A 20,283-nucleotide genomic window follows, 5' to 3' on the forward strand; every position below is an offset into this window, starting at 1 on the left:
GAGATCCAACACCCCTGCTCATTGGCACACCACTTTTTTTTAAGCGCCGCTGTGATGTTTGGCTTATTGATGGGTGTACGCACGAACACTCAAAGTGCAGCTGTTCAGGCAGTAGCAACTATTGGTTTTTTGACTGCTTTTTTGCTTTCTGGTTTTATTTATCCAGTAGAGAATATTCCTTTCCCCCTATCATTGATTTCCTATTTCGTTCCTGCTCGTTACTATATCGAATTGACACGAGATGCTCTTGTGCGGGGCACTGGTTGGGCAGGAGTTTGGTATGTACCACTGGTACTGTTGTTATTTAGTGGATTGTTCTTTGCTGTTGCCCATCGACAAATTTGGCGAATGCAACTACCACAAACAGCAAGAGCAACAACCACGGGTGTTGCAGATATAAAATTAATAGGGCGTCTTTTAGATAGCCGTTTTTGGTCTTTAGCAGTAAAAGAAATTAACCAAACTCTGGGAAATAAACAACTTATCTTTATGTTAATCTTCCCAGTGACGATACAGCTGCTCGTCTTTGGCTTTGCTCTCAGCCCTGATGTCAATAATTTGAAATTAGGCGTTGTCGATTATTCCAAAACGCCAGCGAGTCGGGAACTAATTTCTGCTTTGACTGAGAATGGTATTTTTGTTGTCAAAAGCTACAGCAATAGTCAGCAAGAACTCGGAAATTTAGTGAGAGCAGGGCGTATCACTACCGGGCTAGTCATTCCCCCAAAATTCAACCATAACTTACGTTCTGGGCAAACCGCCGAAATCCAAATTTTGATTGATGCAGTGGATGCCAATACTACTGGAATTGCTAGTGGTTACGCTGCTCAAATTATCAATAATTACAGCCAACGACAAGCAAATCAATCTCCACCGTTAATTCAGCCCAGAGTTCGTTTTCTTTACAATCCTGGTTTAATTAGTAGCTGGTTTTTTATTCCGGGTGTATTGGGATTAGTTTTAACTCTGATGAGTTCTTTGGTAGCTGCTGCTACAGTGGTGCGCGAAAAAGAAACAGGCACGTTAGAACAGTTACTAATGACGCCTGCTGCCGACTGGGAAATCCTGCTAGCTAAAGTTGTACCTCTGTTCATATTGTTGATTGGTGATGTTTTGCTCGCGTTGGGAATAGCACGTTTAGTATTTAACCTGCCCTTCCGTGGTAGTTTTTCCCTGTTCATGATGCTTTCGGGCGTATCTATCTTTGTCGGAATTAGCATTGGTATTTTGCTAGCAACGGTTTCACCCAACCAAATTCGCACTCAGCTCACTGCTTTTTTTATCAATATGCCAGTCAATACTCTTTCTGGAACTGTTACGCCTATTGAAACTATGCCCGTATTCTTTCAGTATTTGTCTTGGTTAAATCCGCTACGACATTACGTCGCTATTTCACGCGGTTTACTCCTCAAGGGAGTTGGCTTAGAAGTACTATGGCTCAATGCTCTTGCTTTATTAATCTTTGCAATCATACTTTTAGGGATAAGTAGCCATCTATTTCGCCGTCAACTAGTTTAGTTCAGTAAAAAGCCCACTTCCAAGAGTGGGCAGAGAAAATTTAGTCTGAGTCAATAATAACGTTGCACCCGATATCTTAAAAATAAGGTATTGTTATCTTAATATTAAAGTGAAAAACTTGGTTTTAAGGCTTAACTTTAGACTTTTGTATAATTCTCAATTGCCTGCAATACAATCAAAAAAATTTAATAGTTAGCAAATGTTATCTTATTTTTTGTTATTACATAATTGTAGTAATTCAGAAGCATTACTTCTTTAATAATGAGTTATCACCGTTTGTGCCTCTCGAATTAATAAGGATTGGTTAAAAGATGTACGCAACTATTTCTGTAGAGATACGTTCGCCTTTTTTTATCAATATTTATTGAGTAAAACATATGCAACAAACTTTAAACTGCATATCTCAAATATATAGGCTTTACTAGAATTAAATATATGGAAATCATTAAACATAAAAGTCTGAGAAATGATTTAACAAGTAAACCTTAAACTGTAGTTGTCACGCCAATAATCATCCGGTACCTTAAGGCTGTCATTCTCTAAATCTCTCAAATCCTTGCATAGTCGTAACACACTCTACTAGATAGATATTAGGAGAAAAATAAGATGGAACTCAACTCAGTAGCAATGGAAATTCCTGAAGGAAGCAACATCATTATTGGTCAAACCCATTTTATTAAAACAGTAGAAGATTTATATGAAATCATGGTGGGAATATCTCCCCAAGTTAAATTTGGCATCGCCTTTTGCGAAGCTTCTGGCGCTTGTCTAATTAGAGTCACAGGTAACGATCAAAGTTTGGAAGAAGTAGCAATAAAAAATGCAAAAGCTTTGGCTGCTGGGCACAGCTTTATCATTCTCTTAAAAGAGGCTTATCCTATCAACTTTTTGAATGCTATTAAACAGTGTCCGGAAGTTTGTAATATCTACTGCGCCACAGCCAACCCAGTACAGATTATCGTTGCTCAAACGGAACAGGGTTGCGGTATTTTGGGTGTTGTCGATGGATTTTCACCCAAGGGTGTAGAAAGTGCTGATGATGTGAAAGCACGTCAGGAATTATTGCGTAAGATTGGCTACAAACTTTGAGTTGAAGTGCTTCCTGATTAAACTCGCAACTGTGAATCAGAAATCATTCTTATGATTCAATATATTCGAGCCAATATCCTACCCTCAAAACCAGCTCAACTACTGATTAAGACAGGGCAGAAGTGGGAAAAAGACAATTGCTCTAATATGGCAGCTGCCCTATCGTACTATGCCCTATTCTCACTGTTTCCGATGCTATTGGTGATCCTGAGTGTAATTGGTTCGGTGATAGAACCTAATTCTGAAGCGTTTCTATACATAAGAAATGTGGTAGAGCGGTTTCTGCCTCCTGAAGTTCACGCTCTGGTGAAAGGAACTGTGATTGCCCTCAACCAAAATAGTGTCGGAGCCGGAATCATTGGATTTGGCTTACTTTTATCCGCAGCCAGTACAGTATTCGCCGTTTTGAGGAGTTCAGTCAATCAAATTTGGCGATCGCATCATCCAGCTTCACAATCAGCATCAGTTTATAAGATGATACTTTCCTTTATTCTTAACCAACTTCTATCTTTTCTGTTGGTTTTTGCAACTGCCTTACTGCTGCTGACTTCATTACTCTCCAATATTGCCATTAAGACAATCTTAAAGCTGGTCGCAACCTTTCGAGAAACCTTCTCTTTTATCCAGGTTGACGAACTGCAATTATCTCAAGGGCTTCATGTCAGCTCGTCTTTTTTTATTCTGGCTCTAGCTGCCTGCATTCTGTTCAAAGTCTTGCCATCTGTTTATGTAGGTTGGCGTGATGTCTGGTTGGGTGCTCTACTCACTGCCTTACTCCTGGTGGTGCTGCAACAATTAGTCAGCAATAGCATCATTTCGATCGGTAGCCATTTCTTATCCTATGGGGCGATCGGCAGCGTCATGATTCTGTTGTTGTGGATTTATCTGACGTGCCAAATTTTTCTTGTTGGCTGCGTGTTTTCCTATGTTTACGCGCATCTTTTTGGTAGCCGTCGCGGAACTGTAATGAATAAGGTAAACAAATCTCCTTCTGCTTCAGTTTAAAACTTTCTTTCCAAACAACCTATCCTATAAGACTCATATTTGATTTTGGAAAAAATTAGTACATCTCTAACTACCTTCTAAACTGTTCCCTGTTCCCTATCTCTACGAGTAATTCAGTAATCAAATCAGCCATTCACACCCGGTTTTGGCACAACCAAGTATGAAAACACCTCTTTGTGTTCCCTGTTCCCCCAACCCTATTTTCTAGCTAGATTCCTATATGTTTGACTTCCTCAAAACTGAAACTGCTAGCTCTACTCCCCAACAGATTGCTAATTCTATGCGCTGGTTGGGATGGGCTGGCTTCTGGTTGCAAGCCCTGCTAGGATTTATTCCACTGTTGGTAGTAGTCACATCTGTGCTGTTTAATCCTAGACAACGGCAGGGTGGATTTTCCTTCGGTATATTCTTGGCGATCGCTTGTTTAGTTATTCTTATCTTCAGTATTTACTGGTGTTTTCGCTATACACAACTGGCAAACAAGCTAGTAATTAGAGAACTACGCCCAGCCAAGTCTCAGGTGAGCCGAGATCTGAAGTTGGGGCTGCTTGCCAATCTCAGTATCATGGCGATCGCAGTGCTGATTGCCTTATCGCGAGTTGGTGAATTGAGCTTCAAAATGTTGACTCTACCTCAAGGTTCGACTGTGATTACTCCCAATCCAACCGCGACGATGGTAACCCAGGGGGCAACGATCGCACCATCCACTATCATCGCCATCCAAGCAATGGTTAATGCGATCGCAGCCGGATTAGTTGGAGCCATTGTGGCAATAGTGTTGCTCTATCAGCTTGGGCAAAATCGCAATGATTAATTATTTTTGTTAGCCGAATGAAAGCATACTGTTAACTCGGAACCAACGATAACCGTATGCTGATAAGGGTATAGAGTGAACATCACCTTCGAGTGGTTCGTACTGGCAATTACAAAACAAATCGATTAAATGTTGGTACTGCGGTGATTTAAGCGTAACGTTACACACTTTGTCTGCTAAGTTATGAACTGCGATTACCGCATTGCCATTCCACTCGCAACAGTGAGCAAAGACGCTAGGTTCATCTGTTTCTAGAATATGCCATTGACCCCGCCCTAACTCCGGACATTGCTTGCGCATCCTGATTACCCGTTCCATCCAGTTGATTAAAGAGTCGGGTTTACGCTGCTGGGTAGCAACATTGACATTTTCATACCCGTATTCACCCTGAGAAATCACAGGATGGGGCAAAGAAGAAGCTGGAGCAGTAGAAAAGCCTCCATTATCTTCATTTGACCATTGCATTGGAGTACGAACACTGCTTCTACCTGGTAATGATAAGTCATCGCCCATACCAATTTCTTCTCCGTAACGTACTAAAGGCGTACCAGGTAAACTAAACAACAGGCTGTAAGTTAATTCTATGCGACGGCGATCGCTTCCTAACATGGGTGGTAGTCGGCGACGGATACCCCGCCCGTAAATCTGCATATTTTCTTGAGGCGCAAAAGCAGCAAATACTTCTTGTCGTTCAGCTTCCGTAAGTTCAGATAAAGAAAGCTCATCGTGATGGCGGACAAAGTTTACCCACTGTGCAGTGTGGGGAATATTTGGTAGAGACTTGAGGGCATCACATAAAGGTTTTGCATCTTCACGGGCAAGAGCCAAAAACATATACTGATTCAACCAAAAGTTGAACAGCATTTGCATCCGATCACCTTCTCCAAAGTAGGTGACAAGTTTGTCGGGTGTAACGTTTGCTTCTCCTAGCAGTACGGCATCACCATGACGAGATGAAACAAACTCCCGCATCTCGGATAAGAAATTTTCTAAATCGGATGCTTCTGCACCTGGAATGCCCATTCCTTCGATCAAGTAGGGAGCAGCATCCACCCGGAAACCAGATACGCCCAATTCCAACCAAAAGCCCATGATTTTGCAAATTTCTTCTCGCACCGCCGGGTTAGCAATATTGAGATCTGGTTGTTCTTTATAAAAATGATGCAGGTAATAAGCTCCTGCTTGTTCATCGTACTCCCAAACACTTTCTTTTTCCCCAGAAAAAATCACCGTGTGAGAGTCTACCTGGGGTGGTTCTTCCGTCCAAACATAATAGTTGCGATACTTAGAGTTGCGATCCGATCGCGCTGCCACAAACCAGGGATGGCGATCGGAAGTATGGTTAACTACTAAATCCGCAATCACGCGAATACCCCTTTCTCGCGCTTCGTGCATGAACTCTACAAAATCTCCCAAAGTCCCCAATCGAGAATCGACATTGTAGTAATCCATGACATCGTAGCCATTGTCACGATTGGGCGAAGGATAGAATGGCAATAACCACAGACAAGTAACTCCCAGCCCAGCCAAATAATCAAGTCGGTTCGTCAGCCCCGGAAAATCACCCACGCCATCTCCATTAGAGTCCACAAACGTCTCCACGTCTAGAGAATAAATAATTGCGTTTTTATACCACACGTGTTCCATCGCAGCCAGATTCCTATCTTGATACAACTTAATTAATAACTACTATTGCCATAGGCGATCGCACTCTACATGATTATTTTGCTACCTCCTGTTACGAGTAAGTTTCAATGTTTTCAACAGTTTGTAGAGGCAATCAGAAAACACAGAGCATTAACTGGGTGTACACCTTTGACTAAAACAGAACCAGAAGCAGCGATCGCTCCAAATGAAGATGATGAAGAGATAAAACCAAATAAACCAGCCAAAGTGGCTTGTTTCCAACTGCGCTAAAATACTAGCACTGGCGAGCAGGGCTTGGATGATTTGATCGAGCATTGCATAGCCTATAGTAGCTAGATTTGATCTATAAAAGTCTTGCACCTCATCTCTCTCTAGCACCCCTGTAAAAGCTTGTCAAAGTTTTGACAAGGCACGGCTTTAAACTATTAGGACAACAGGACAAGATGCAAGACCTAAACCTGGAGAGTTTTCTGCCCAATAGTCATGATTGTGGTGATTTTAAAAATGTTACTCACCTACCTTTAGGTAGAAATAACTTGAACTTAACTTTGACAAAAAGAAGGTAATTGTTTCTAACATTGCAGTTTGGATAATTGACTGAGAATAATTACCAATTACAGTTAGTGCAGGCAAACTTTTTCAAACCACTATCCACTTCTAAAGCTTTTTCCTGGCAAGCAACTTTTGTAGTATTTATCCAAGCTTATTGTATCTTCGTATTATGTCAGTAAAGTTTCACTCCTACGCAGGCAAAGCGATAATATTTTGCTGCCAGGCAAGTTCCAAACCTTGCTTATCCCAGCTGAGGGGGAATGGATCTACTTTTTACTGACTATTATCATTACCAATCTCATTATATAAGTAAAAAGACGCAAGGAAATTTTTTTTTCGTGTTTTATATCACTGGTGGATAAATTTAAACTGTAGAAGTGGAGAGTCGAGCGATCGCTCAACTAAAGAAATTTCTAAATCCCTGAAGGGTATATAGCTTGGGCAATTAATACGGGACTGTTATTATATTGTGCTTCTAACTGTCTTTTCACCTGCAAATCCCAAGTTACCTTGTAGTCTCGTTCAATTTCAGCCACAACAAACGGACGAACGACACCTACTACTGCTATTGTCTGTCCTTTGTTAATAGCTACCTTTGGTGGTGTGTTTAATAAAATTGGCAAATTCTGCCCGCCAAACAATCGGTTTTCCTGAAGCGAGAACAAAACTGGACTTTGAATATTTTCAACTTTACCCGTTACCGCTAGTTTTTTGCCAGAAAATGTGCTGATGTTGGCACGAATTTGAGCGGGTGTAGGTGCAAGCGTGATAGAGCGAGCAATAATTACAGGCTTGTTGATGCTATCTCTATAATTTTCATCCTGCAACTGAAGCTTGAACTCCCGTTCTATTTCTGCAATTACAAGGTTGCGAACCTCACCCGTCACTTGAACTGCAACATTGGGATCGTCGGGTAAGTCAAAAGCTTTTCCAGAAGCATTCACAACTACGATTGGTTCTCCGCGAAAAAATCGGCGATCGCTAACTGTAAAGGAACTTAAACCAACTGTTTGTAGTGGTTTACTTTTAATCGTCACACTTTTACCAATTAATTCTTCAGTGTTGCTAACCACCTCTGTAGTGGATACTAACCCTAGCGGTGCTGGTTGTTGAGCATGATTGTAACAAGCCCTCAACCCCACGGCTAACACTACTATCCCTACTAATACTTTCGCTTTCCACAGGCTTTGAAGTATGCCATGTTTTCGAGAACTGGTATTATCTGTATTTTGCTTTTCGTCTATTTTTACCATAATTAAAATAACTTACGATTTATTTTTTATAATTTTTAAAATGATAAATGTTAAAAACATACATGATTATTTAATTATTTTTGTATCTTACAATATTTCTTGCTTCAAAAAAAATTAAAAATTGACATCATTAAATTTTGAAAATCCGGTTATATCTTAATAATAAAAGTTAATAAATTCTTCCATCTTAAGCAATACAATGAATATCAAATTACACTTATTGACTCTACCATAGACAGGGCCAAATAAATCTATCTCAATGAAGTTAGCAGTAATTAATTTCTAGTTTAAGAATAGATTAAGTACCCTGATAGCAGTGTGGTGCTGCGATCCTCTATACTGCTTGTCCGGTTATTAAGCGTTTGTTAATCTCCAATAAAAAAGCTCCTAATGCAGGAGCCGATGCATTCAAGCGAGTGTGTAAACGTGCCATGAATATCAGTCTAGTCATTAATTGATTAACTAAACCCTATCTAAAGGTTGATAAGTGGTTAGGCAAAATCAAGGTTATGGATGGAGGCAAGAAACGCTTAATTGGAAAGGGAAACAAGAAATAGAGAACGTGTAATTAATTTTGTTTACTGAGATATTGCACCTTTCTCAATTACCGTAGTGGCGTGTCAAGCCAGTAGGGCGGGCATTGCCTATAACGTCAAAATAAGGTTTTGAGTCAAATCTAAGCAATGCTCCGAAGTTCCCTGGGCGTGGGAAACCCGCCGTAGGGACTTCTCTCCACCTTACAAAAATCGCAATCAAACAACTGGTGCAAGATGTAAATAAATTTTTCACGAATGATTTAGGATTGCTATATAAGATTATAAATTATTACAAGTATTGACAAATACTAGAAAAAGTTTATACACCTAAATTTAATCATTAATAGAGATATGAATTATGCATCATGAAGTAAAAATTTTGGAACCAACTGATTTATGGTATTTGCAAAATAATATTAATAAAGACACAAATAAATATTACCATCCTACCAAAAATATTCCCCTGGTTCAGCAAGTTGAAATTAGACTAGAAAACTCTGGAGTAATTATTCAAAAAGGCACATTGCACAGTTGTGTTGGAAAATTAACTTATGATGTTTATAAAACTGATAATAGATTGAGAGATATATGGGTGTCTTTAACAACAGAAATAGAATTTAATGCACCTGTATATCGAGGTTTAGGTATGGTTTACCTAGAACCTAGACAAAAAGGTTATTTTTTACATTACACTCCAATTGAAGTGTCAGAGCAAGAACAATGGGAATTTGATGATGGTGTATTTCAATTTTGTTCTGACAATGTCGTGATAGGAGCAAAAAAATTAAAATTCCGCCAAATGGCTGCCTCTGGGGATGGAAAATGGAGAATTGCTCTCAAAGCTTTACCAGGGCAAATAGCAAGAGTGATTACAGGTACTTTAGCACCTGCTAAAGTCATTACATTAAAAAGAGGAGAAACTTTAATTGCCGATTATGACATGGTCAAAGGATATACAAATGGTGTAACAGAAGATTATCGAAAATTAGGTCATTTTGGTAAAGGTGGTGGGGAGGGTTTTATTTGGATTTATAGTGGTGAGGGTAAATTATTAGTATCTGAAACTGATAGTTTGGGTCTTGGATAATTAGCAGCGATCGCCTAGTAAGGAAAGTATACGATCAACATAGAGTATATTCACGATTGGCTCCGAGGCGATATTGAAGATGCCCAGATGGAAACTAGTAACAGAATTCTCGTTTGATAGTGCTCATTTCATTAAAGATTATGATGGCCCCTGTGGTAGGTTGCACGGGCATACTTATAAGGTACGAATTGAAGCAACATCATCTAAGTTGCACTCCTCACAATATTGTCCGCATCCAGTAATGGTGGCTGATTTTAGAACTTTGCGTTGGGCAAAGCAGGATGTATCTAAAGGAGGACTGGATCATTGCGTTCTCAACGAAGTCTTGCCTCCAGAGTATGAAACCACAGCTGAGATGATTGCTAAGTTTATCTATGACGAAACCAAGAAACGGGTGCCACAGGATATACAGTTAAAAGTTGCAGTGTCAGAAACTCCAAATTCTTGGGCAGAATATGAAGACGACTAAAATTTAGCTGTATTGATTGAGTTGTCTCACAAAGCCAGTAAGAGAATGGTGTAAGCTGCTGCACCTAACACAAATGCCCAAAAGCAGCTTTCCCGCTCTTCTGGTAGTTCTTCTTTGAGGACATTGAGCACAACTCCCCCTGCTAAAAACGCAAATAAAACAGCGATCGCGCTGGCTTGAATTTCTGTACCGCTACCAAGCACCCAACCGACAATAATTGCTGCTGCTAGTATCCAGCGCCCGATGCGATCGTAAAGATGCTTATGGTGTTCGCGCAAACTATCGTCATTCACAACAAAGTGTAGTGTCATGGCTATACCAAACAGTAGCAAACTTGTAATATCCTGCTCTTCGCGATGTAGCAGCAGATAGCCAATCAATGCATTGTAAATAGCAAATGAGATGATGTGCAGCCAAAATATGGATCTACTGGTTATATCACCTTGTCCTTGTCGTTGTAATCGGTTACGAGAGGACATTGCTAAACGTTCCAGCCCGTAGAATATAGTTAAACCTAGTAAAGCTATTAAATAGACGTGGTGTTCTATGTATGGAATTATCCCCTTTCCTAAGTCTTGTAACACTGTTTGGTGTTGACTTAATTCCGGCAAAATATGCACAAAAACATAAGCCACCGATACTCCACCAGCAGCACTCAACCAGCGACTACGAGGAATTCTCTTGAATCTCAACCTCCCAGCGTACAGGTGTGCCAGTGCTAAACCGATAGCAATCAATGCTGATAAAATTAATACGCCTTGGGCAGATGAAAAAGATACTGGAATGGCCATTACGCTACTAGTGACTCATAAAAATCATTTAGTTTGATTACTACTATTACTAATAAAAGTAGCTATTAATATTTTTAGCGCTTCTACCAGAAGCTGAATGCAAATTATTACTAAGGGGTAAATATAAAAAGCAAGTAAAAATTAAAGAAATAGTTTTATAAATCTGTCCATACTATTACTAAATTAAGTACAACTATTAAAAAAATGCATAAAAACATTATAAATATATTACTTTTGATAATTTATAATAAATAGCTCTCTTTCGATAGAGGTAAAAAATCCAAAAACGTATCAAAATCGACAACAGACATACTTGATTAGATAACTTATATCTAAATGAAAGACTAAGCATGATGCAGAGAATGAGCAGAAAAAATATTCAGAATACTTCCGATTTAAACTTTTACGCTCGGCAAAAACAACCAATCAAGTTAGAGAAAGAAGCTTTGAAAACAAACTATTTTCTAGGCAAAGTCTTATGGCATAAAGAAGCAAAACAGTTATTCCTATCCCTCATAGCCACAGGCATAGGTTTATTGAGTGGCTGCACAGTTGAAATTCCCACAACAAGGACTCCTGAAAGTAACGTTACCCAACAAGTTCAGCCGCCAACACCCACAAACAATCGCCCCCTAGAACCAACTCCTGAAGACACCAATTTTGTAGTTGCAGTTGTAAACAAAGTAGAGCCATCAGTAGTGCAAATTAACACTGCTCGCACTGTGCGCACTGAAGTACCAGACATTTTTCAAGACCCATTTATTCGGAGGTTTTTTGGCGATCGCGTACCGACACAACCACAAGAACGTGTCGTGCGTGGTGTTGGCTCTGGTTTTGTCATTAGTGCAAATGGTCAAATTTTGACTAATGCTCACGTTGTTAACAACGCTGATAGAGTAACGGTTACCTTTTCTGATGGTCGCAGATTAGAGGGTAAAGTACTGGGAACTGATCCCATTAGCGATGTTGCAGTTGTACAGGTTCCTGCCAATAACTTACAAGTAGTAGAGATGGCAGATTCCAAGCAGGTACAACCAGGACAGTGGGCGATCGCGATCGGTAATCCCTTAGGTTTGCAAAGAACTGTTACAGTCGGTGTAGTTAGTGCTATAGACCGTTCTGTGAGCGATTTAGGAATTTCTGAGCGTGGTGTTGGTTTTATTCAGACGGATGCAGCCATTAATCCTGGCAATTCTGGTGGCCCTTTGTTAAATGCTCGCGGGCAAGTCATTGGCGTCAATACTGCTATTATCCAAGGTGCTCAAGGAATTGGCTTTGCCATTCCCATTGAGACAGCCCAACGCATCGCCCAACAATTAATTACCGAGGGCAAAGTTGAATATCCTTACATCGGTATTGAGATGGTAGCCCTCACACCAGAAATTAGGCAACAAATCAACAATCTTCCCAATAGCAATATTCGGGTTGGCACAGATACAGGTGTTCTAATTGTTCGCATTGCCCAAGGTTCTCCAGCAGCCAGAGCTGGGCTGCGCCCAGGAGATGTTATCCAGCAAATCAACAATCAACCAGTGACAACAGCCGAACAAGTTCAGCAGGCAGTTGACAAAAGTGGGGTAAATAGCAATGTACAAATGCAATTACTACGCAATGGACAAACTGTGCGAGTAACTGTACAACCTGCACCCCGCCCAGCTAGAACCTAATAGATTGGGTTTATACCAATTCTATGTGAGTCTGCACTGAATCGCGATCGCTGGCAGAGTGACTATCGAGTTGTATCAGATATTACCGATAATAATGCTTCTATCAGCACTCTTGCTTCGTTTGTAGTTTTAAATGGGCAACCGGACGCACAACAAATCTAAGAGAACTCTGACTTCTTTCAAAAGATGTAGAGACGCGATATATCGCGTCTCTACGAGGGTTTTGGCATTACGCAAAATTAATTTCATACGTTAAATCAGCAACGCCAACACATGATCTCTGTTGGCATGAACTGTGCGACTTCATTGCCATTACAAAAGCCCGGCGATTATAACCGGGCTTTTGAGTGGGGATATATTCCCCAGAGGTTTAGATATAAGAGGTTAAGTATAAATCGTTAATTTGTAGGCTGATAATGACTACGAAACTTGGGCTGTTGATTTCGGAAAAAAGTTGATCTAAGTAACTGGATTTGTGATGGGAATCATGGTAGAGGTATCTGCACTAACTTGCATCGACTTAGCCCAAGCTTGATAATCCCGTGCTAGTTGACGTTCCAAGCGGTGCTTCATAGTCAAAAGAATGCCATGGAGAAATGTATTACCGGCAGTTTCTAAAATTGACTTGGGTGTTAAGAACAAGGCAGGGGGTAACTCAACTTGTACCGTCAGATCTGCTCTTCCCTTGAGCAATGTGGCAGTTCCCCTACTTTCAGGCGACAGATTACCCGTGAGATTGAATTGGAAAGACTTTTTTAGGTACTCAACTCCATGAATCTCACAAGCAAGCGATCGCAGATTGATTGTTCCGTCTGCTTGCGCCCAAACCTGCAAATCAACTGTTGGTTGAAAACTGAACATCATAAAATTTAGAGGGCGAAGCTTGAGCCGAAACTCTGATGGACTCAATTGTTCTACTTGAGTGCGATCGGTGACAGCCTGAACCAAACGCTGTGGTTGACGCAGATAGTGTTCAATTGGAACTGCCTGATTAGGCACGTTCATTGTCAAGTCTTGAGATGCATGGAACTTAAGCATAGGTAAAATTCCGTTTTCCCTACGAAAGATACTTAATAAAGTAGGTATAAAATTTCAGAAAATCAGTTAAAGCTGGTTGTAAGTACTTACTCACTTAGTTGACAGCGCCCCTGCGTGCTACACTCGGTACGCTTGTTGCGATCGGCAATAATTGTCGCTAAATCAGGTCTTCCAGTCAAAGTGAGTCGCCAGCCAGCCCAAATTCCATACAGCCTATCGACAATAGGGCCAATCACAGGCCACTTGGTTGCAGCGTATACCCATCCCATCCCTAAGGCTTCGTAAACTCGACGAAAGACTTCGACATTTTTGATTACACTACCGTCGGGGAGAACAGCGTGAATACGCCCCATCGCCGTTTCAAAGTCTACACCTCCATGCTCTTGGGGATTATAGTTTTCGTCCGCAATATCTACAAATGCTACTAAGCCTCTACCTGCATCCCGCTTTTTCAAGAAGTTGACTTCTCGCATACACAACGGACACTCACCGTCATAGAGTAACTTGATTTGCCATGACGGTATTGCAGTTCCAACGGCTTCATGGGACTGAGTTTTTGAAGAGGACATAAGTATTTCTCAATTAATTTATGTCTTAAGCGAGGCTAAAAAGCCACATTAATTATTTTAATTAAATTTAATAAAATTTAACAACTGTTCTTTGGTGGGAAAAATCTCAGTCAAATTCGAGATATCCTTAAGCAGGTATTATGCATATTTTTCTTCATGGCTGAAAAGTCTTGTCAATCCTCTTGCCTAGTGATTGGAGGTGGAATTTCTGGTTTAATTGCTGCTACAGTTCTGCAACGTCACAATATTCACGTTACTGTAGTTGACAAAGGTCGAGGAATCGGCGGGAGAATGGCGACTCGTCGAATTAGACATCCTGAGTACGGTGAAGGTGTCTTTGATTACGGCGCTCAATACTTCACTGTTACTGACTCCAAGTTTCAGTCTTGGGTTGATACTTGGATTCAAGAGGGAGTTGTTCAGGAATGGACACGAGATTGCTTCAGTCATAATCAACACTTAAGCAATGGTGAAGTTTACTATCGGGGAGTCAATAGCAACCGCAGCATTGCCCAACATTTAGCTCAAAACTTGAATGTTTATACAAATACAAAAGTAGTCAGTTTTGAATGGCAGGGCGATCGCTGGCAAGTAAAGACTGAAAACAACGAAACCTTTTCAGCAGATGCGTTAGTGCTGACACCACCGATACCCCAAACTCTAGAACTACTAGAGCGTTCACAAATTCAACTAGCACCCCAATTGAGACATAGATTGGAACAGGTAGTCTACCATCGCTGTATTGCGGTACTTGCTCTATTAGAGCAGCCCTCTATGATTCCAAGTCCTGGCGGTATAAAGTTGGATGGAGAACCTCTAAGCTGGATTGCCTGCAATTACAAAAAAGGAATTTCACCGCAAGGCAATGCGGTTACACTCCACGCAAGTTCCAAGTTCAGCGAAACTAACTGGGAAATGGACAATTTAGCGATCGCCAATCAACTTCTAGAAGCTGCATCTGAATGGCTAGGCTCGCAGGTAATAGAGTTTCAGGTGCATCGATGGCGCTTCAGTCAACCACAGACAGTATATGGTGAGCCTTTGCTTGCATTAACAAAGCCAGGATTGCTGGTGATGTCGGGAGATGGTTTTATTCAACCGAATGTTGAAGGCGCTGCTTTATCAGGTTTAGCTGCTGCCGAGTATTTGCTGAAAAATTTTCAATCTAAATAGCAGAGCCTCGAAACCCTCGTTACCAGGTTGAACCTGGTAACGAGAACTAGAGCCTCTGGCTCACCAGAACACATGAAAAAACTTTCTTCCCTTCTGCCTACTTTCGCTTATCCGCTCCGCGTCTACTGCCGTCTGCCTTCTTCTACTTAACGTTTATAAACCAAAAAACCAGCGATCGCATCTAGCAGTGCTTCTTTTTCATCTGCCCGAATCAGGTGAGCGCTATTTTCAAAGATTCTTAAGTCAGAATTCTTGATGGCTTGAGCTATCTCTTCAGAAAATTCTGGAGGACAAATCCAGTCATGCCGCCCTCCAATGACTAAAGTCGGTATGGTAATTTTGTGTAATTGGTCAAGTAGATTATAGTTGCGCAGAAAGCCACCAAAGGCAACATTAATGGCATCAACCGACAGAATCGCCCGATCCCAAGTTTTGCTAGATACACCAGGATCGTAAGTTAGCGAATACATTGGCCCCATGACTTTAAAATATTCTCGTAGCTGTTCTTCATTTTCAAAGGAGCCATCCCAGAGTCGCTGGGCAATTTTCTTTTGTTCTTCGGTTCCCCGTTGTGCCAAAATTTCTTGCGCTCGTTGTAGAAAGCGAGAGCTAGCTGCTGTAGCAATCACAATCAAATGCGATACGTGCTGAGGATAGCGAACCGCATAAGATAAAGCAACCATACCACCATAGGAAGTGCCAATAACAACGATTTGATCGAGTCCTAAGTAACGGCGCAGCGCTTCCATGTCTTCGACATTATTATTTAGAGTGTAGGTTTCTTTGAGTCCGCGAGCAGAACGCCCTTGCCCTCGATGATCGAAGTAGACTAGTTGTAGTTTTTGAGCAAGAGGAGAAAAAGCAGGTTTATATGAAGTATGATCTGCACCAGGGCCACCGTGAACCAAAAAGGCAACTGGTTTGGTGTGAATGCGATCGCCATCTACTACTAAAGAAGAACCTTCTACGTCAAAGAAAATCTCTGTATCTCTGATTTTTGCTCGCATTTTTCACTCCTACCCGGCATACTCATTTTCTCCGAAAAATTAGGATAGTACTACTTGCGATCGCATAGGTAGCAGTTTCTGGGGGATTCTAATTACACCAGCCCCAACAGCCACCAGGCAAACCCTCGAAACCCTCGTTACCAGGTTGAATTTGGTAACGAGAACCTGGAACTGCAAGCCAGCCGATAACCAATAAGGATTTTGCCGATGTCAGATTCAATCAACTGCCAACAAATACTGTGTAAGACTATATGTAATGAATGTGCTTTTCATCTGTTGGTAGAGGGCGTTGTGCAATGCATTCATCCGGATGAAGCAGATGTTAATTGTGGTACTATAGCTTTCTGCAATTCTTTCCAACCGATCCGAGAAGTTGATAGTCCTTGTGTAACATACGATAACGATGAATGATGAAGCTGTTGCACCTTAAGTGCGATCGCTCCCACTCAAACTTAAAAACCTAAAATACGTGGCGAATAGAATTCGCTGCTACACAAACAAAGCCTTCCTTCGTAGGCTATGTATTACTCAGTCTTTATTTTCCTGATTTTATTGATGAACGATACATTCAACAACACCCAAGAATGGTTCACTGTGTTAGGCTACCTGAGCTTTACTATTTTCATTGCGTGGTGTGTATTTGCTACACAGAAAAAATGAATCTACGCTCGCACATTAGTGTTTGCTACTAGCTCCTGAAAGCGTTTATCTGTGGCAATTAAATCAAAATCTATGTCAGCTTCTGCTTGTTGTCTGTATCTGGGATTGAGATTAACAGCCTGTTGTAAATTTTCCAAGGCTAATTCTACTCTTTCCTGCAAAGCATAACAGGTTGCCTTGTTGTAATAAGCGTTGGCATAGTCAGGTTTAATTTTTAGGGCTTTGTCAAAGCTTTCAAGTGCTTCATCGTCATAACCCAGCATGACTAGTGCATAACCCCGATTATTCCAGGCTTTATAAGAATTAGGATTGAGTTTAATCGCTTGATCAAAAGATGCGATCGCATCTTCATATCGTTCTAAATCTTCCAATGCCAATCCTTTGTTTAACCACGCTACAGCATCATTCGGGTTAATTTTCGTGGCTTTATTAAAAGCAATCAAAGCTTCTTTTTGTCGCCGCAAATATCCTAAGGCAACACCTAAATCACACCAAGCTTGATGATAATCAGGTTTAATTTTTAGGGCTTTTTCATAGGAGGCGATCGCGTCTTTGTATTGTTTGAGCCTTGCTAGCGCCATCCCCCGTTTTAACCAGATTGCAGGCTCGTCTGATTTGATTTTAATTGCTTGGTCGTATTGAGCGATCGCCTGTTCATAGCTTTTTTCTGAAAACAGAAGTTCTGCTTGTTTAAAGTAATCATCAGCAGTTAGCGTATCTTGCACTTGGTGCGTTTCTGGCTCTGGTGCTGGTTGTGGTGCTTCTTCTATTTTTTCTTCTACTTCTGCGGTAACAGTATTTGAGGAAGAAGGGGGTGTAATCTGAGAAAGTTGTTCTAAGATGTGCTCTTTTCGTTGTTGAGCATCTGTTTGTAAATCTGAGAGTTGAGATACAAACTCAGACTCTAATCTTCCTAGCTTTTCTAAAATTAAAAGTTTTTGTTCTTGTGCATTCCACTGCAATTGCGAAAATTGTGAAGCAAATTCAGAACCAGATTTTTCCAAATTCTCAATTATCAGTTCTTTTCTTCTTTGAGCATCTACTAGTAGTTCATTTATTTGTGAGGCAAATTCTACTTGTAATTTTTCTAAACTTTCAAGAATAATTTCCTTTTGTTGTTGAGCATCCAACTGCACTCCAGACAGTTGAGATTTTACCTCAGAGATTGAATTTTCTAAATTTGTAAATACTTGTTCTTTCTGTTGTTGATTTTCTAACTGCAATTGTGCAACTTGCCTAGTAAATTCTTCTTGTAATTGTTGCAAATTTTCAAGAATTTGTTGCTTTTGCTGTTGTACTTCTGACTGCCACTCAGTCGTTTGTGAGTCAAGTTGAGAGATAAATTCCTGTTTAGTTTTTTCTAAGTCTGTAAATACTTGTTGTTTTTGTTGTTGAGTCTCTGATTGAAATTGTGCAACATATTCAGACAATTCTGCTTGGAGTTGTGAGAAGCTTTCTAAAGTTTGCTGTTGCTGTTGCTGTACTTGAGATTGCCATTCTAATAGTAGAGATTTAAATTCATGCCGCGAATTCTCTAATTCTGCAACAGCTTGCTGATTATATTGTTGGTTCCCTAATTTTAATTCAGCTATATGCTCTGCTAATTCCGCTTGCAATTTTTCCAAACTCTCAAAAGTTTGCTGCTTTTGCTGCTCGGCATCAGAATAAATTCCACAAAAGTGGGATGACAACTCAGATAATACTTGCTCTTGATTTTGTTGAGCACCTAATTGCAATTCGGCAAGTCGTAAAGAAAATTCTGTCTGCAAATTATCCAAATTCATTAAATTTTGGTCTTTGTGCTGTTGAACTTCCTCCTGCCATTGGGCGAGTTGAGATGTCCATTCCTGCCGAGAATTTTCCAAATCAGTAAATACTTGCTGCTGTTGCTTTTGGTTTTCTAATTGCAAAGCAGTAATTTGTGAGATTATTTCTGATTTTAAATTACCTAATGTGTCTAAAGTTATATGCTTTTGTTGTTGAGCATCTACTTCTAATTCAGCTAATCGAGAATTAAACTGTGATTCTAAATTTTTTAATTCTTGTTTCGATAAATTGATTTGTTTTTCTAATTCTGCTATCATTTGCGCTTTTGACTGAGATATTTCTGATGGAATCACAGAAACTATCTGTTGTCGCAAGGCTTCTGCTTGTTTTTCCAATTCATCAGTAATATTTTTAGCTTGCTGAATGTTGATTTCAGCTGTTTTTTTGACAGTATTTAGCTGGTTTTGTAAATCTTCTAGCCCTTGAAACTGTGCGATCGCACGATCGACGATTTCACGTACCACAGCTCGGCGCAGCAGCCAAAAGGAAGCAATTACCGCCACCGGAAACAGAGTTAGTATAACTACCCAAACATTAAGCAGAGTACGTGTACGTCCAAAAGCGCGATCGACTTCTGTTTGGATTAAATCTCGCGTTTGCTGTTCTGGTTGCAGTTGTGCTAATTCTTGTGGCTGCTGATTTGCTTGGGGAGATGAGGTAATTTGAGCACCAGCCTCACCAACAGATAGCAGTAAAGGAGAAAAGACTATAGCGCTTTTCAACAAGAGTGCATAGACGAATTGATGCTTGCTCTTCATAAAACCATCCTCATCTGTTGGTTAGTTTTTGAGCTACGTGCCTATCTCCAATCTACCAGCTGCTACAGTTCTCAGAATCCTTCCCAGGAATCGATATACTCACCTGAAAAGAGGGAACGGGGAACTCTTAACAGGGAACAGGTATTTTCAACCCTTAGTCGTGAACTTGAAATATAGCTTATGGCACAATCAATACCGGACAGGGGGAAAGGTTAATCACCCGGTTGGTAACACTTTCAGTCGCTCCTTCTTCCGTCAATCCCAATCCCCGACAGCCCATGACAATTAAATTTGCTTCTATTTCATCGGCAACATCGCAGATGACAAATGCAGGTATTCCTTGCCGTTCAATGGTTTCGGTTTGTATTCCTTGCTCGGCAAACATAGATTTAGCACTTTCTAGCAGTTGAGCTACTGTCTCTGGTGAAGCCATTACCTCCTCACTTGATGTATCTTTGTCGGGTTCTTCCACCACACTAATCAGCACCAAGCGGCTGCCGTACTTTTTTACGATCTCAATTACTACATCAGCCGCTTCCCGTGCTTCGCGGCTTTGATCGATTGGGAACAGAACTGTTTTGAACATGGCATTTACCTGCTGCTCTATATTTGGTGATGCAAAGTTAATCTAGAAAGATTGCTTTACTGTTTACTTCCTGCTTTTTGATTTTGGTAAGAGCATGGGAGTGATTATCCCTCCACAGGCTTAGACAAGCGAGTTGAGCGCTTCGATTTGAAACAGGACTATCTATTATTTCCCCGTATTGTTTGCATTTTCGCAATACTCCATCGAAGTAGACCAAATGAATTGAGTTAATTCTAT

General features: G+C 40.6%; 17 protein-coding genes and 1 pseudogene. 10 read left to right on the forward strand and 8 right to left on the reverse strand.

What is annotated here, in order from left to right:
- Positions 1-69: 69 nt before the first annotated feature.
- The 5 genes and pseudogenes from UYC_RS40155 to UYC_RS0103500 all read left to right on the forward strand — a co-directional run.
- Positions 70-186, forward strand: a pseudogene (locus UYC_RS40155) (ABC transporter permease); the annotation flags it as partial.
- Between the two features lie 45 nt (positions 187-231).
- On the forward strand, positions 232-1,518 hold the full coding sequence (locus UYC_RS37465; protein WP_321164236.1) for an ABC transporter permease: 1,287 nt from the start codon (positions 232-234) through the stop codon (positions 1,516-1,518).
- Between the two features lie 606 nt (positions 1,519-2,124).
- Positions 2,125-2,607, forward strand: coding sequence for an adenosine-specific kinase (locus UYC_RS0103490; protein WP_016873252.1), 483 nt, complete (start codon positions 2,125-2,127; stop codon positions 2,605-2,607).
- Positions 2,608-2,658: 51 nt separating this feature from the next.
- Complete coding sequence (locus tag UYC_RS0103495) at positions 2,659-3,612, forward strand: YihY/virulence factor BrkB family protein (protein WP_016873253.1); 954 nt, start codon at positions 2,659-2,661, stop codon at positions 3,610-3,612.
- 220 nt (positions 3,613-3,832) lie between these two features.
- On the forward strand, positions 3,833-4,426 hold the full coding sequence (locus tag UYC_RS0103500) for a DUF3611 family protein (RefSeq protein ID WP_016873254.1): 594 nt from the start codon (positions 3,833-3,835) through the stop codon (positions 4,424-4,426).
- 9 nt (positions 4,427-4,435) lie between these two features.
- Here UYC_RS0103500 and UYC_RS0103505 read toward each other — a convergent pair whose 3' ends face one another.
- Positions 4,436-6,073, reverse strand: a complete 1,638-nt coding sequence (locus tag UYC_RS0103505; RefSeq protein WP_016873255.1) for an alpha-amylase family protein — start codon at positions 6,071-6,073, stop codon at positions 4,436-4,438.
- A 965-nt stretch (positions 6,074-7,038) separates the two neighbouring features.
- Entirely contained in the window at positions 7,039-7,878 is an 840-nt protein-coding gene (locus tag UYC_RS0103515; protein ID WP_016873257.1) for a hypothetical protein, read from the reverse strand.
- Between the two features lie 894 nt (positions 7,879-8,772).
- On the opposite strand from UYC_RS0103515, the gene UYC_RS0103520 reads away from it, so the two are divergent.
- Together UYC_RS0103520 and UYC_RS0103525 are read left to right on the forward strand one after the other, a co-directional pair.
- The gene (locus UYC_RS0103520) at positions 8,773-9,501 is read left to right on the forward strand and encodes an AIM24 family protein (protein WP_016873258.1); all 729 of its coding nucleotides are present in this window, start codon (positions 8,773-8,775) and stop codon (positions 9,499-9,501) included.
- Between the two features lie 79 nt (positions 9,502-9,580).
- The gene (locus UYC_RS0103525) at positions 9,581-9,970 is read left to right on the forward strand and encodes a 6-pyruvoyl trahydropterin synthase family protein (protein WP_026087346.1); all 390 of its coding nucleotides are present in this window, start codon (positions 9,581-9,583) and stop codon (positions 9,968-9,970) included.
- 26 nt (positions 9,971-9,996) lie between these two features.
- Here the strand turns inward: UYC_RS0103525 and UYC_RS0103530 are convergent, their stop codons facing one another.
- Complete coding sequence (locus tag UYC_RS0103530; RefSeq protein WP_016873260.1) at positions 9,997-10,761, reverse strand: hypothetical protein; 765 nt, start codon at positions 10,759-10,761, stop codon at positions 9,997-9,999.
- Positions 10,762-11,123: 362 nt separating this feature from the next.
- Here UYC_RS0103530 and UYC_RS0103535 point away from each other — a divergent pair, with 362 nt between their 5' ends.
- Complete coding sequence (locus UYC_RS0103535) at positions 11,124-12,428, forward strand: HhoA/HhoB/HtrA family serine endopeptidase (RefSeq protein ID WP_016873261.1); 1,305 nt, start codon at positions 11,124-11,126, stop codon at positions 12,426-12,428.
- A gap of 459 nt (positions 12,429-12,887) precedes the next feature.
- Here UYC_RS0103535 and UYC_RS0103540 read toward each other — a convergent pair whose 3' ends face one another.
- Together UYC_RS0103540 and UYC_RS0103545 are read right to left on the reverse strand one after the other, a co-directional pair.
- The gene (locus tag UYC_RS0103540) at positions 12,888-13,466 is read right to left on the reverse strand and encodes a DUF1997 domain-containing protein (protein WP_016879255.1); all 579 of its coding nucleotides are present in this window, start codon (positions 13,464-13,466) and stop codon (positions 12,888-12,890) included.
- An 86-nt stretch (positions 13,467-13,552) separates the two neighbouring features.
- Positions 13,553-14,035 carry a thiol-disulfide oxidoreductase DCC family protein gene (locus tag UYC_RS0103545; protein ID WP_026087347.1) on the reverse strand — a complete coding sequence of 161 codons (483 nt, stop codon included), beginning with the start codon at positions 14,033-14,035 and terminating at the stop codon, positions 13,553-13,555.
- 156 nt (positions 14,036-14,191) lie between these two features.
- Here UYC_RS0103545 and UYC_RS0103550 point away from each other — a divergent pair, with 156 nt between their 5' ends.
- Positions 14,192-15,208 carry an NAD(P)/FAD-dependent oxidoreductase gene (locus tag UYC_RS0103550; protein WP_016873264.1) on the forward strand — a complete coding sequence of 339 codons (1,017 nt, stop codon included), beginning with the start codon at positions 14,192-14,194 and terminating at the stop codon, positions 15,206-15,208.
- 146 nt (positions 15,209-15,354) lie between these two features.
- On the opposite strand, the gene UYC_RS0103555 is transcribed toward UYC_RS0103550, so the two are convergent.
- Positions 15,355-16,215, reverse strand: a complete 861-nt coding sequence (locus UYC_RS0103555) for an alpha/beta fold hydrolase (protein WP_016873265.1) — start codon at positions 16,213-16,215, stop codon at positions 15,355-15,357.
- A gap of 207 nt (positions 16,216-16,422) precedes the next feature.
- On the opposite strand from UYC_RS0103555, the gene UYC_RS36300 reads away from it, so the two are divergent.
- The gene (locus UYC_RS36300; protein WP_071588418.1) at positions 16,423-16,626 is read left to right on the forward strand and encodes a hypothetical protein; all 204 of its coding nucleotides are present in this window, start codon (positions 16,423-16,425) and stop codon (positions 16,624-16,626) included.
- Positions 16,627-16,877: 251 nt separating this feature from the next.
- Here UYC_RS36300 and UYC_RS0103565 read toward each other — a convergent pair whose 3' ends face one another.
- Both UYC_RS0103565 and UYC_RS0103570 read right to left on the reverse strand, forming a co-directional pair.
- The gene (locus tag UYC_RS0103565) at positions 16,878-19,460 is read right to left on the reverse strand and encodes a tetratricopeptide repeat protein (RefSeq protein ID WP_016873267.1); all 2,583 of its coding nucleotides are present in this window, start codon (positions 19,458-19,460) and stop codon (positions 16,878-16,880) included.
- A 178-nt stretch (positions 19,461-19,638) separates the two neighbouring features.
- The gene (locus tag UYC_RS0103570; protein ID WP_016873268.1) at positions 19,639-20,046 is read right to left on the reverse strand and encodes a universal stress protein; all 408 of its coding nucleotides are present in this window, start codon (positions 20,044-20,046) and stop codon (positions 19,639-19,641) included.
- Positions 20,047-20,283: the final 237 nt, after the last annotated feature.

It is taken from the genome of Chlorogloeopsis fritschii PCC 6912 (assembly GCF_000317285.1).
Lineage (GTDB): Bacteria > Cyanobacteriota > Cyanobacteriia > Cyanobacteriales > Nostocaceae > Chlorogloeopsis > Chlorogloeopsis fritschii.